Origin of the sequence: Plantactinospora sp. ZYX-F-223, assembly GCF_039649625.1 — a bacterium.
Lineage (GTDB): Bacteria > Actinomycetota > Actinomycetes > Mycobacteriales > Micromonosporaceae > Plantactinospora.
Window position 1 is genome coordinate 69,077 of sequence record NZ_JBDJAV010000006.1, and the last position, 12,519, is coordinate 81,595.

General features: G+C 73.0%; 10 protein-coding genes. 2 read left to right on the forward strand and 8 right to left on the reverse strand.

Annotation, left to right across the window (positions count from 1 at the left end):
- Nucleotides 1–118: 118 nt before the first annotated feature.
- The 6 genes from AAH979_RS08010 to AAH979_RS08035 form a co-directional block, all read right to left on the reverse strand.
- Complete coding sequence (locus tag AAH979_RS08010; RefSeq protein ID WP_346257404.1) at nt 119–1,960, reverse strand: Hsp70 family protein; 1,842 nt, start codon at nt 1,958–1,960, stop codon at nt 119–121.
- A gap of 154 nt (nt 1,961–2,114) precedes the next feature.
- Complete coding sequence (locus AAH979_RS08015; protein ID WP_346257405.1) at nt 2,115–2,600, reverse strand: hypothetical protein; 486 nt, start codon at nt 2,598–2,600, stop codon at nt 2,115–2,117.
- A 157-nt stretch (nt 2,601–2,757) separates the two neighbouring features.
- A complete protein-coding gene (locus tag AAH979_RS08020; protein ID WP_346257406.1) occupies nt 2,758–3,981 on the reverse strand; it encodes a phosphotransferase in 1,224 nt (407 codons plus the stop codon).
- A gap of 147 nt (nt 3,982–4,128) precedes the next feature.
- Nucleotides 4,129–4,788 carry a response regulator transcription factor gene (locus tag AAH979_RS08025; protein WP_346257407.1) on the reverse strand — a complete coding sequence of 220 codons (660 nt, stop codon included), beginning with the start codon at nt 4,786–4,788 and terminating at the stop codon, nt 4,129–4,131.
- Entirely contained in the window at nt 4,785–6,284 is a 1,500-nt protein-coding gene (locus AAH979_RS08030) for a HAMP domain-containing sensor histidine kinase (protein WP_346257408.1), read from the reverse strand. The genes AAH979_RS08025 and AAH979_RS08030 overlap by 4 nt, the downstream gene beginning before the upstream one ends.
- Nucleotides 6,241–6,699: a hypothetical protein gene (locus AAH979_RS08035; RefSeq protein WP_346257409.1), complete on the reverse strand. Its 459-nt coding sequence runs from the start codon at nt 6,697–6,699 to the stop codon at nt 6,241–6,243. The genes AAH979_RS08030 and AAH979_RS08035 overlap by 44 nt, the downstream gene beginning before the upstream one ends.
- 476 nt (nt 6,700–7,175) lie before the next feature.
- On the opposite strand from AAH979_RS08035, the gene AAH979_RS08040 reads away from it, so the two are divergent.
- Both AAH979_RS08040 and AAH979_RS08045 read left to right on the forward strand, forming a co-directional pair.
- Nucleotides 7,176–8,252 (forward strand): LCP family protein, encoded by a 1,077-nt coding sequence (locus AAH979_RS08040; RefSeq protein ID WP_346257410.1) that lies wholly within the window; start codon nt 7,176–7,178, stop codon nt 8,250–8,252.
- Nucleotides 8,253–8,338: 86 nt separating this feature from the next.
- On the forward strand, nt 8,339–9,916 hold the full coding sequence (locus AAH979_RS08045) for a sugar transferase (RefSeq protein ID WP_346257411.1): 1,578 nt from the start codon (nt 8,339–8,341) through the stop codon (nt 9,914–9,916).
- A gap of 42 nt (nt 9,917–9,958) precedes the next feature.
- Here the strand turns inward: AAH979_RS08045 and AAH979_RS08050 are convergent, their stop codons facing one another.
- The gene (locus AAH979_RS08050; RefSeq protein ID WP_346257412.1) at nt 9,959–11,203 is read right to left on the reverse strand and encodes a DUF1501 domain-containing protein; all 1,245 of its coding nucleotides are present in this window, start codon (nt 11,201–11,203) and stop codon (nt 9,959–9,961) included.
- A gap of 1 nt (nt 11,204) precedes the next feature.
- Entirely contained in the window at nt 11,205–12,473 is a 1,269-nt protein-coding gene (locus AAH979_RS08055; protein ID WP_346257413.1) for a DUF1800 family protein, read from the reverse strand.
- Nucleotides 12,474–12,519: the final 46 nt, after the last annotated feature.

Below are 12,519 nucleotides of genomic sequence, written 5' to 3' on the forward strand. Positions count from 1 at the left end.
GATCCGGCTTGCCCGGGGCATGGGAATGGCGATACTCGGCCGGAAAGTATCGGTCGAGGCGCGGGGGCGGCCCGGTGGCGGCGCCGGGTGCGGGACCGCAGTGATCCCGGTGGGGGCGCTAACGCACGTACTGCCGCCAGACGGCCAACAGGTCGTCGGCGTCGAGTGTGCTGCCGTGGGTCACGGTCAGGTCGCCGATCATCGCCGACGTGTCGTCGTCCCAGTAGATCACGAACTGGTCGGCGCGGAAGACGTACCGGATCAGGGCACCGGATCGGGGGCGGTTGGCCGTGTACGGTTCCCGCGTCCCGCCCTGATCCCTCACCCGCTGGGTCCGGGCCCGGTCCCGCTCGGTCTGGTCGGCGAGCGCCCGGAACTGGACCTCCCAGCCGTCCCCGGTGCAGGCGACGTACTCGGTGGCGGTCCCGCCATAGGTGTCCGGCGGGCGCTGTTCGCAGCCGCTCACGTCGTCCAGCCACGGGCGGGCGAACTCGCGCAGCGGCGAAGACTTGATCACCTGCTCGTTCGCCCGTCCGGTCCGGCTCAGGTCGGAGTCCGGACCGGTCGCCCAGACCGCGACCAGCACGGCGACGACCAGCAGCACCAGCGCGGCGGCGCCCGCACCGATCCAGACACTCCGGCGGCGACGCCGGTCGTCCGCGGCCGGCCCGTTCGGGGAGATCGACTTTGCTGCGTCAGCCGACCGGTCCGGCCCGGGCCCGGTCGGCGGCGGTGGGTGACCCGGCAGCGGCGGTTCGATGGTCGCCGAACCGGCCACGCTGCCGACCGTCCGCGACTCGGCGCCGGCCGCCGAGGCGGCGGGCGGGGCGCCGATCCCCGCCACGCCACCCCGCGCGGTGGTCGGGGGCGTACCGGGCGGGGTGCCGACCTCGGCGGTGAGCAGCGCGCCCTGGGCGACGACCAGCTCGGGCTGCTCGACGACGGTGGGCACGATGCCGAGCCGCCGGTGCAGGCGGGTGGCCACCAGCGGGACCCGGCTCGCTCCGCCGACCAGGAAGAGCCCGGCGATGCGCCCGGCGTCGATACCGCTGCTGGAGACCGTCGCCGCCGTCAGCGCCACGCTCCGCTCGATCGGCGCGGCCGCCGCCGCCTCGAACTCCTCCCGGGTGACGTGCACGTCACGCTCGAAGATCGGCAGGCGCAGCCCGGCCGTGCTGCGCCGGGACAGCTCCTCCTTGGCCGCCCGGGCCTCTTCCCACAGCGACCGGTGGTGCCGCAGGTCCGGCCCGGATCCCGGCTGGCTCAGCCGGCGCCACCGCACGTCGTCCGGCCCGGCCGGTACGACGGCAGCGCGGACCCGCTCGACGACGACGTCGTCCAGGTCGAGGCCGCCGAGGTCGGAAAGGCCCTGGCTGGCGGCGACGTCCCAGCCGTCGGGCCGGCGCCGGAGCACCGCCACGTCGAAGGTGCCGGCACCGAAGTCGTAGACCACCACGGCGTCACCGGTCCGCACCGGCCGGGCGAGGACCGTGGTGAAGTGCGTGGCGGCCGCAGTGGGCTCGGCGACCAGGGCCGGCGGGGGCAGCCCGGCCCGCGCGGCGGCGTCGACGAGGACCTGCCGGCGCCGGGGCCCCCAGGCCGCCGGATGGGTGAGGACGAGTTCGTGGACCGCGCCGCCGACCACCCGTACCGCCTCGTCGGCGCAGCGCCGCAGCACGGCCGCGACCAGGTCGACGACCGCCACCTCCGTCCTGCCGAGCAGGATGACGCCCTCGTCGATCCGCCGTTTCGGGTGCGGCTCCAGGCTGCCCGGCTCCGTACGCCCGGCCCGTAGCGCGTCCCGGCCGACCCGCAGCCGACCGTCGGAGTCGACGAACACCGCCGACGGAAGCAGTGGCGAGGCGTCGAAGAGGAGTGGCCGCCCCTCACCCGCCTGCCACTGGCACACCGCGACCGTGTGGGACGTACCGAAGTCGATCGCGAGCCGGGCGCTGACCACGGGTCACGACAATAGCGAACCGGCGCCCATCGCAGCGGCCCCGACCTTTCCGGCCACCGCTCGCCGGCCCTGTCCAGGGCAGCGGGCCGCTGCCCGACCAGGGGGCTGGCCGGGCCGCGGCGCAGGGCGGGCGGATGGTCTCCGCCGTGCGTGGTCAGTCGGACGAGTCGGCCGACCCGCCGGAGTCGGCGGAGCCGCCCGAGTCGGCCGAGCCGCCGCCGCTGCTCTTCTTCTTCCGCACCGGTGCCGGGGAGTCGTCCGGGCTGTCGTCCACCACCTTCGCCTTCGGCACGTCCTTCTTCGGCTTTACCACCGGCTTCGCCTTGGCGGGCGAGTCCGCCGCCGAGGCGTTGACGCTGTCCGCCGACTCGGGCGACGGGTCGACCCAGCCCGGGTCCCCGGGACTGTCGCCGGCCGAGTTCGCCGAGTCGAACGGCGACTGGTGAGCGCTGTCGGCGGACTCCGGCGAGTCGTCGACGGCGCCGGAGTCGTACTGGCCGCCCTGCAACTGGATCGGCTGGACCTTGTCCCGCAGCTCGATCCCGTCGCTGGCGGTCGCCGCACCGGCGGTGAGACCGGCGACCAGCGCGGCGGCACCCGCGCCGCCGATGACGATCTGCCACGTACGGTTGATGCGCATCTCTTCCTCCTCGATGATCTGCTCTGGTTACAGCCTCCGGCCCGCGGATGAGACAGTCCTGACGCCGGGATGAGACCTGACTCATCGACCTCGACGCTCTCCGGCCGACCCCGACGGCTCTCCGGCCGACACCTCGCCGGCCGCACGGCCCGCTCGGTCAGCCGGGCCGGCGGAGCCGTCGGGCGCTGTCCAGCCAGAGTTCGGCCAGTTCCAGCCGGGCCCGGACACCCGCCGACCAGTTCCGCTCCTGGACCCGGTGCGGACCGGTGGCCAGGGAGAGCACCACCGCCGCCGTGCGGTAGCGCAGCTCGGCGGGGTCGACGACCTGCTCGAACGCGGCCAGATAGCCGGCACCGGCCCGCTGGATCGCGGCCGCCCGGTCCCGGTGCATCAGGGCCAGCACGGAGAGGTGCCCGAGCAGGCAGCCCAGGTCGTCCAGGCGCTCGCCCGGTCCGGCGGTGTCCACGTCGAGCAGACCGGTGATCCGGCCCCCGGCAACCAGTAGTTGGCCCTCGTACAGGTCGCCGTGCACCACGGCCGGTGGACCGGGGGTCGACTCGTCGGTCAGCGCCGCGGCCAGCGCGGTGGCCTGGTCGGCCACCCTGGGCAGGGCGGTGGCGAGCACCGAGGCGTAGTGCGGAGCCTTCTCCCGCCAGGAGCGTCGGGGCCGGTCCCGGGTCAGCTCAGCCGGGAGTTGGTCGAGCAGGTGCAGCAGGGCCCGCCCCGAGGGCAGCGGCGCCCGGCCGCGCAGCGCCTGGCGCAGGCTCTGCCCGGGCAGCGCCTGGAGCACCAGCAGCCCGTCGGGGGTGTAACCCAGGCTGGGTGCGGCCGGCACCCCGGCCCGGACCAGCAGCCGGTGCCGGTCGTGCAGTTCGGACACCTGCTGGGGGCGGACCACCTTCAGGAAGACACAGCCGCCCGCCCCGACCGCCTCGATCACCGCCCGCCGCCGGGGCCGGTAGGCGCGTACCCGCAGGTTCACCGGGCCGTCGCCGAGGCCGAGGTCGCGCAGCAGGGCGGCGACGGCCCCCTCGTCGTACGCGCTGCGCAGCGCCGGCAGCGCCGGGTCGTACGGGAAGCGCCATGCCGCCACCCGGTCGGTGCCGTTGCCCAGCACCACCGTGCCGGCCGGGGCGCGTCCGGTGCAGGCGGCCAGCCGCTCCTCCCGGACCCGCCCGTCCGGCCAGCGGATCCGGGCCTGGTACGCGGCGGTGACCCGGCGGCCCGGCTGGTGCTCCACCTGGACGGTCCGCCAGTCGAGCAGTTCACCGCCGGAGGGTCGCAACGCGGCCCGGAGTACGTCCTCGGCGGCCGCTCCGGTGAGCAGGGCGAGCTGGCGGTCGCCGCTTCGCCCGGTCGGGATGGTACTGGTCGTCGACATGCCAGCGACGATCCCGCCCGGCCGTGAGGTGGCGGTGAACCGACCATGAGAATTCGCTCAGCCACCGCTCCGCCCACCTCAGCCACCCGCCGGAGACTGGGCACGCCCGAGCGGAGAGGATGGCGCCGGGGAAGGGGGCGGAGAGGATCAGGCGGTCAGCCGGTAGCCGATGCCGCGTACCGTCTTGATCCGGTCGGTGCCGAGCTTGCGGCGCAGGTATCCGATGTAGACGTCCACCACGTTCGAGCCGGGGTCGTGCGCCAGGCCCCAGACCCGGTCCAGCAACTGCTCCCGGCTGAGCACCTGACCCGGATGCCGCAGCAGCGTCTCGGCGAGCAGGAACTCCCGGCCGGTCAGCTCGATCGGGTCGCCGTCGACCGTGGCCGTACGCCGGACCAGGTCGAGCCGGACCGGCCCGGCCTGCAACACCGTCGGGGTGGCCTGGCCATGCTCGCGCAGCCGGGCCCGGACCCGGGCGAGGAGTTCCTCGAAGCTGAACGGCTTGGTCATGTAGTCGTCGGCGCCCAGGTCGAGCCCGGCGACCCGGTCCGGTACGGCGTCCCGGGCGGTCAGCACGATCACCGGCAGCCGTTCGCCCCTGGCCCGGATCTGGGCCAGTGCCGCCAGCCCGTCCTGCCCGGGCAGTCCCAGGTCCAGGATCAGCACGTCGTAGTCGCCGCTGCGGGCCGCCGCGGCCACCTCCACCCCGTTGGTCACCACCGTGGCGACGTAGCCGGCCGCCCGCAGCCCCTTGGTCAGGAACGAGGCGATCCGCGGCTCGTCCTCGGCGATGAGTACCCGGTTCACCGGTCGCCCCCGGTCGTCGGCGGCCGTACCGCGCCAGCCGGCAGCACCAGGGTGAAGGTCGACCCGGCGCCGGGCACGCTGTCCACCGCGACCGTGCCCCGGTGCGCCTCGGCGATCGCGGCCACGATGGCCAGCCCGAGGCCGGAGCCCTCGGCATGCCGTCGCGGCGCGTGCGCGGCGCGGGCGAATCTGGCGAAGATCCGTTCTCGGTCCTCGGGCTCGATGCCGATCCCGGTGTCCCGGACCGAGAGCAGTACCCGGCCCGGCTGCCCTGGCGTCCCGGCCCGGGCGGATAGCTCGATCGTGTCGCCGACGTCGGTGAACTGGACGGCGTTCTGGGCGAGCTGCATCAACGCCTGGGTGAGCCGCTGCCGGTCGGCCCACACGGCCGTCTCGGCCAGCTCGCCGAGCCGCCAGTCCCGGTCGCCCAGGGCGACCGCCTTGGCGTAGACGTCGTGCAGCATCATCGCGACCTCCACCTGCTCGGGATGCAGAAAGTCGGGCTGTTCGGCGCGGGCGAGCATCAGCAGGTCGTTGACCATCCGGTTCATCCGGTCCAGCTCGTCGGTGATCAGCGCGACCGTCTCGGCCCGCTCGTCCGGGTCGTCGTCCATCAACTCCAGGTGGCCCCGGACGATGGTGATCGGGGTACGCAGCTCGTGGCCGGCGTCGGAGACGAACGCCTGCTGGGCGGCGAACGCCCGGTGCAACCGGCCAAGCATCCCGTTGAAGGTGTGCGCCAGGTCGGCGACCTCGTCGGTGCCGGTGACCTCGATCCGCCGGGAAAGGTCGGTCTCCTCGATGGTCCGGGCGGTCTCGGTGACCGTCCGCAGCGGACGCAGCGCCCGGCCCATCGCCAGGTAACCGCCGGCGGCCACCACCACGATCACCAGCAGGCAGGCCAGCGCCATCAGGCGTACCGCGCGGTCGATCTCGGCCCGCCGTTCGGCGCCGAACTCGAGTACGACCACCTGGCCGCGTACCGCGCCGTCGATCACCACCGGTACGGCCAGCCAGCGCGCCGAGCCGGCCGGAGTGTCGGCGATCCGCCCGTACGCGCTGTCGGCCAGCCCGGTCCACCTGCCCAGCAGGGCCGCGTCGCCGCTCGGGTCGTACGGCGGGTTCGCCGTCGCGCGGTAGAAGGCGCCGTCGACGAAGACGAGTACCAGTTCACCGGTCTGCGGCTCGTTGCGCAGCAGGTAGGTGTCGGCGATGGCCCGCAGGTCGGTGCCGAACGGCTGCCCGCTGGCCGGATCCCGACCGCCGACGAGCCGGCGGAACTCGGTGACCTCCTGGCGCATGTCGGCGGCGATCCGGTTCTCCAACTGGTTGAGCAGCACCTGCCGGATCACCACCACCGAGGCCAGGCTGGCGACGGCGAGCAGCGCCAGGGCCCAGCCGAGCAGCCGGAGCCGCAGCCCGAGCGTCGGCCGCCAGCGCCGGCCCGGCGGCTCAGTTGTCCCCGTCGTCCCCGTCCCCGTCGTCGGTATCGCCATCGTCCCCGTCGTCGTCTCCGTCGGCGTCGGCCGGCTGGTTGCGCGGCGGCCGGCGGTCGTCGTCCCCGTCGTCACCACCAGCGGGTCCCCCGTCGTCGTCGCCACCACCGGTCCTGGCCGGGCCGTCGTCGCCGTCGTCGGAACCACCTCCGTCGTCCGCTCCGTCGTCGGAACCGGTTCCGTCGCCTCCGGCGTCGTCATCATCGCCTCCGCGCTCGGCTGGGCCGAGGCTCTCGTCGTCGACCGGGCCGGCCGCATCGTCGCCCCCGTCGGTCGTCGTGGTCCGGGTGGCCGGACTGATGATCTGGATCACCGGCACCCGGTCGTGCGGCAGCAGCGCCGGCAGACCGACTCCGGCGAGCAACCCGGCCAGCGCCCCCAGCCCGACTCCGGTGGCGACCTTCTGCGCGCTCATGCCGCCCAGGCTGCCGGAGTCGGATGACGTCCCGATGAGGGATGGATGAGAAGCCTCTCATCGTCGGGGCCGGGCGGGCCGGCAAACGGGGGCGGGCATGACCGGAAACTCTGCGAGCCCGTGGCCACCGGCTGCCGGTGCTGGTCCTCACCGGACGTGCCCGGGCGCACGACGTGGTGGCCTGCCCGGACGCCGGGGCTGACGACTATATGACAGGACCGATCCGGCTCGACCTCTGGTTCCGGCAGGTCACCGTGCACGGTCGGGACGTGGCGCTGACCGGCCGGGAGTTCGTGCTGCTGGATACGCTGATCCGGCACGCAAGGAGCTCGGCGGGGACGTCATCGAGACGATGCGCGGCTTCGGCTACCGGCTGCGTACCTCCTGACCTGCGACGCGGTCGCCCCGGTCGGACGGGCCGGGTACGTCCCGGATCCCGGGCCGTCCGCTGTTGCGCCGGTCAGTAGCATCGAGCCATGCCACACCAACCCCAACTCGCGGAGTCCGACTCCACCGAGGCCATCGCGGTGACTCCGGACGGGAGCTCCCCGGACGCACCGGCTCCCAGGCGGCGGCGCCGCACCAGGCGGATAATCCTCATCACGCTGCTGGTGTTGGCACTGCTCGGCGGTGGTGGAGCGGTCGCGGCAGGCATCTACGTCCACTCCCTCGAGTCCGGCATCGAACGGGTGGAAGCGTTCGACCAGGTGCCCGAGGAGTCCCGCCCGGTCAAGGTGGCAAAGGACGCCAAGAACATCCTCATCCTGGGCAGCGACACCCGCGACCCGGCCAACACCGGCGGCTCGCGCAGCGACACCATCATCCTCGCCCACCTGCCGGCTGACCGGTCGAGCGCCCAACTCGTCTCGATCCCCCGGGACACCTGGGTCAACGTGCCGAAGTCCAAGGACGGCAAGCACGGCGGCCGGGACGCCAAAATCAACGCGGCGTACGCCTGGGGCGGCATCCCGTTGATGGTGCAGACGGTCGAGAAGTTCACCGGCGTCCGGGTCGACCACGTCGCGATCGTCGACTTCTCCGGCTTCAAGGAGATCGTGGACGCGCTCGGTGGCATCCAGCTCACCGTGGAGGAGAGCTTCACCTCGACGCACTCGCTGCTGCCCACCGGCCGCCGCGAGTTCAAGAAGGGCCCGCAGGTGATGGATGGCGCAGAGGCGCTGGACTACGCCCGGGAGCGCTACGCCTTCAAGGACGGGGACTTCGCCCGGATCCGGCACCAGCAGCAGGTCATCCGGGCCATCCTGGACAAGGCCGCGTCCGGCGGCACCCTGGCCAACCCCGCCAAGCTGAACTCCTTCATCAGGGCCTCCGCCGACGCGGTCTCGGTGGACAAGACCCTCTCCCTACTCGACATGGGGATGGAGCTGCGGCACCTGCGCAGCGGCAACCTGACCTTCATCACCAGCCCCACCAAGGGCACCGGTCGGGTCGGCGACGAGAGCGTCGTGTTCGCCAAGACGGACCAGGTGAAGACCTTCTACGACGCCGTTCGGCGCGACGCGGTACCCGAGATCCTGAATGGAGCGAAGTGACCGCTCCGGCCGGTGCGGGACCCTCGCGGCCGTATCCTGCACCGGGCGTCCCGTAGGGGAGGTCGTCGTCACGGGGGAGGAAACAGATGTCGACGTGGCCGTTGGCACCGCACGATCCGGTGGTCGGCCTGCCCGACACCGGTCCGTCGGACCGGCCGCCGGCCGTGCGCGCCATCGACGCCATCGACGCCGTCGACGCCGTCGAGCCGGTGACCGACCTGCCGGCGGTGCCCCGGCCCCGCACCGGGCCCGGGTCGAGCCCGGCGGATCGGGCCCGGGCCGGCATCGACACGACCGCGGTGCTGCCGTACGCCGGGTCCCGCGCCTCGGTGCGCACCCGCCGGCTGCGGGCCTGGATGGTGACCGCCCCGGTCGACCTTGCCGCGCTGCTCGGACCGCTGCTGCTCACCGGTGACCGCTACTGGCGAGGGACCGTCTTCACCGCAGGGCTCACCGTGGCCATCTTCGCCGCCGGCGGGCTCTACCGGGCGCGTCGGCACATGAGCATCCTCGACGAGCTGCCGAGTCTCTGCGGCCGGCTGCTCGCCTCCGCCGCGATCGTCGCCATCATCGCGGCGATGCGGCACGGCTCGGTCGAATACATGACCGGGTTCATGCGGGGCGTGGCGCTCTCCGCCGGGCTGGTCATCGTCGGGCGGGCGATCACCCGGCGGGCGGTGCTGATCGCCCGCAAGCGGCGGTGGGTGGAGCACAACGCCATCATCATCGGCAGCGGTCCGATCGCCGCCGAACTCGCCCGGCTGCTGCGCCGCTATCCACAGTACGGCTTGCGCTTCGCCGGCTGCGTCGACGCCGAGGAGCGGCCCGGTCCCGCCTCGCCACCGCTGATCGGCACCCTGGACCAGCTCGCCGACCGGATCCGGATGGTCGAGTGCGACGTACTCGTCGTCGCCGAACCCGACTACCCGGAGACCGGACTGATGGAGCTGCTGGCCCGCCCGGAGTACGCGAACTGCGACATCTGGAGCGTGCCCCGGCTCTGGGGCTCCCGCTCGCCCGGAGGGCTGCCCGACCACATCGGTGCGATCCCGGTGGTGCAGATCCGGCACACCAGCCTCTCCGGTGTGCGCTGGGCAATCAAGCGCGCCTCCGACATCGTCTTCTGCGTCGTGGCGCTGGTCATCCTGAGCCCGGTCCTGCTGCTCTGTGCCCTCGCCACCTGGCTGGAGGGCGGCCGGGGGATCTTCTTCCACCAGGAGCGGATCGGCCGGTACGGCAAGCCGTTCGACGTCATCAAGTTCCGCACCATGCAGCCGGCCGACGAGCTGGAGTCCCGGACCCACTGGTCGATCGCGGACGACCGGCGGATCGGCCCGGTCGGCCGCTTCATGCGGCGTACCTCCCTCGACGAGCTGCCCCAGCTCTGGAACATCCTGCGCGGCGACATGACCGTGGTCGGCCCCCGCCCCGAGCGGCCGTACTTCGTGGAGAAGTTCTCCGCCGAGCACCCCGACTACGCGATGCGGCACCGGGTGCCGGTGGGGCTGACCGGGCTCGCCCAGGTGAGCGGATTGCGCGGCGACACCCCGATCTCCGACCGGGCCCGGTTCGACAACTACTACATCGAGAACTGGTCGCTCTGGCTGGACACCAAGGTACTGCTCCGGACGGTCATCGAGGTGTTCCGGGGTGGCGGCCGGTGAGCCGTCGTCGTCGGCGGTGAGCCCGCACCCGCGGGCGAGCGGTCATCCGGCGGGCAGGAACGGCAGCGGGGTCACCTGGTAGCCCTCCAGGTAGCGGGCCGGATCGGCGCCCAGCACCGAGCCGAGGAGGGTGCCGAAGACCTGCCGGAAGTCGACGGTCGCCTTGAGATCGCCGTCGTCCAGGTCGGTCAGGCTCGGCTGCTCGCCGTAGAGGCCGCCGGTCACCTGGCCGCCGAGCACCAGGACCGGGCCCGCGGTGCCGTGGTCGGTGCCGTCCGAGGCGTTCGCCCGGACCCGCCGCCCGAACTCGCTGTAGACCACCACCGTGACCTGCCGGCCGGCCTCGGTCTGGCCCATCCGCTCCACGAAACCGGTCAGCGCTTCGTCGAGCTGGGTCAGCAGCATCTCGTGCCCGACGATCTCGCCGGCGTGGGTGTCGAACCCGCCGAGGCTGACCGAGTACACCCGGGTCGGCACGTCGGCCTCGACGCAGCGGGCGACCAGCGCGAGCTGCGCGGCCAGCGCGCTCGACCCGCCGGTACCGGTCGCCGGGCCGGTCGGCCCGCTCTCGGCCTGGGCCGTCTCCCGGGAATGTCGCACCAGGTGCTCCACCCTCAGCAGGTCCGCGTAGGAGGCGGCGGCCCGGGCCTGCATCGCCGGCTCGCCCTGCTGCGGACCGCCCAGTGCCGCGACGAGGCCGGTGTCGATGCCGGACGGCAGCTTGAGGCCGCCGAGACTGACACAGGCGCCGGCCCGGGTCTCCCCGGCGAGCAGCGGCGGCAGCACCGGCTCGAAACTCACCGCCGTCTCCGGGGTCGCCTTGGTGCCGTCCAGCCAGCGCCCCACCCAGCCGCTGTAGATGGGCACCCCCGGCGACGCGGTCTGCCAGATGTCCATCGACCGGAAGTGGCTGCGGTCCGGCTTCGGATAGCCGACCCCGAGGACGACGGCGAGGCGCTTGGAGTCCCAGAGCCGCTTCAGCCCGCGCAGTTTCGGGTTGAGCCCGAGCGCGTCGTCGAGAGGCAGCACCTTCTCGGCCGGGTACGCGAGCTCCGGCCGCAGCCCGTGATAGTGGCGATCCGCGTACGGGATGACGGTGTTCAGGCCGTCGTTGCCGCCGTAGAGCGTGACGAGTACCAGTTTTCGGCCCGGGTCGGCCGGGGCGGCCTGGGACGACGACTTCTCCAGCAGCTCGGCGAGGCCCAGGGCGGCTCCGGTCGTCGCCAGCGCACCGGCACCGACGACACCGGAGGCGAGGAGGAAACGGCGTCGGGTCAGCGCGTCCATCTCAGGTCACCAGGTATTCCGGGCTCGACAGGCCGAGGACCAGCAACTGGCGGGGGTCCTTGACATCGCGGAGCACCTTGTAGGTCCGGTCGGTCCAGCCGTCCACGCAGAGGATGTGCGCCACGTCCTCCGGGGTCAGCCGTCCGGGTTGGTGCAGCCCGGCCAGCTTGCCGGCGAGATTCATCCTGACCTGGGCGGCGGCCGAGGTCAGCCAGGCGGTGCCGGCCGGCCACCCGCCGACGCTGGGCGGCGCGAACGGCAGCTGCCCGAGCGCGCGCATCCCGTGCACGATATCCATGGCGGTCTCGACCGGCAGGCCGCTGATCCGCAGGCCGAGCTGCCGCATCGCCCCGACCAGCCACTCCACCGGCTGCTTGACCAGGGTGTGCGCGGTCGCGCCGAAGGACTCGTCCTCGAAGAGCGCCCGCAGCATCGCCATCGGCGCGGGAAACGCCTCGGCCATCTTCTCCCGGACCCGCTCCGGAATGGGCTCGCTGTGCGAGGCGTACCGGAACCACATCCGGGTGGCGATGAACCGGGGGCACTCCGGTCGGGTCAGCAGCAGGTTGACCAGGCTGTGCGCGTCGAACTTGGCCGTCTGGCCGAGGATGGTCTTGCGGCCCGGATCGTGGCGCTTCCGGTCGAAGACCGGGGCCTCCTCCTCCAGGACCGTAAGCCAGCCGGTGAGCGCCCGGCCCGCCTCCCGGACGTCCCGCTCGGTGTACTGCCCGATGCCGAGCAGGAACAGCTCGAAGAGTTCCCGGGCGAGGTTCTCGTTGGGTGCGCCCTTCTTGTTGTGCTGCCCGTCCAACCAGTAGATCAGCGCCTGGTCGACGATCATCCGGTGGGCGAGGTCCACGATGTCACGGGCGCCGCGCAGGGTCCGGTGCTGGGTCAGCAGGTACTGGGCGCTTCGCACCTTGTCGACCGAGGTGGCCCAGTGCCCGTGCCAGAAGAAGACCAGCTTCTCCACGGCCTGGTGGCTCGCCACGGTCATCCGGTCCAGCCACCACCGTTGGATCAGCTCGGCCTGCGCCTTGCGCTTGATGTCGGCCTGGATGTGCTGGGCCCGGGTCGGATTGGGCAGGTTGGCGTGCGGATCGGGGCCGAGCTTCGGCACCGGGGAGCTGGTCGCGCCGACATCCGGCCCTAGCGGAGCCAGCAGACCGGAGAGCGTCTCCGGGTAGCCCGACTGGCGCGCCGCGGCGAGCTCGGCCGCGGTCGGACCGAACCCGGCCCGGCGCAGGAGCAGCGCGACGTCGCCGGTCATGAAGGCAACATAGGCGAGAAGCGGCGGCAGCGGCAAACCTCTGCCC

What these genes read in the sequence shown, in the direction of transcription:
- AAH979_RS08015 (WP_346257405.1), bottom strand. Translation starts at nt 2,600, where the DNA reads ATGCGCATCAACCGTACGTGGCAGATCGTCATCGGCGGCGCGGGTGCC.
- AAH979_RS08020 (WP_346257406.1), bottom strand. Translation starts at nt 3,981, where the DNA reads ATGTCGACGACCAGTACCATCCCGACCGGGCGAAGCGGCGACCGCCAG.
- AAH979_RS08030 (WP_346257408.1), bottom strand. Translation starts at nt 6,284, where the DNA reads ATGGCGATACCGACGACGGGGACGGGGACGACGGGGACAACTGAGCCG.
- AAH979_RS08035 (WP_346257409.1), bottom strand. Translation starts at nt 6,699, where the DNA reads ATGAGCGCGCAGAAGGTCGCCACCGGAGTCGGGCTGGGGGCGCTGGCC.
- AAH979_RS08040 (WP_346257410.1), top strand. Translation starts at nt 7,176, where the DNA reads ATGCCACACCAACCCCAACTCGCGGAGTCCGACTCCACCGAGGCCATC.
- AAH979_RS08045 (WP_346257411.1), top strand. Translation starts at nt 8,339, where the DNA reads ATGTCGACGTGGCCGTTGGCACCGCACGATCCGGTGGTCGGCCTGCCC.
- AAH979_RS08050 (WP_346257412.1), bottom strand. Translation starts at nt 11,203, where the DNA reads ATGGACGCGCTGACCCGACGCCGTTTCCTCCTCGCCTCCGGTGTCGTC.
- AAH979_RS08055 (WP_346257413.1), bottom strand. Translation starts at nt 12,473, where the DNA reads ATGACCGGCGACGTCGCGCTGCTCCTGCGCCGGGCCGGGTTCGGTCCG.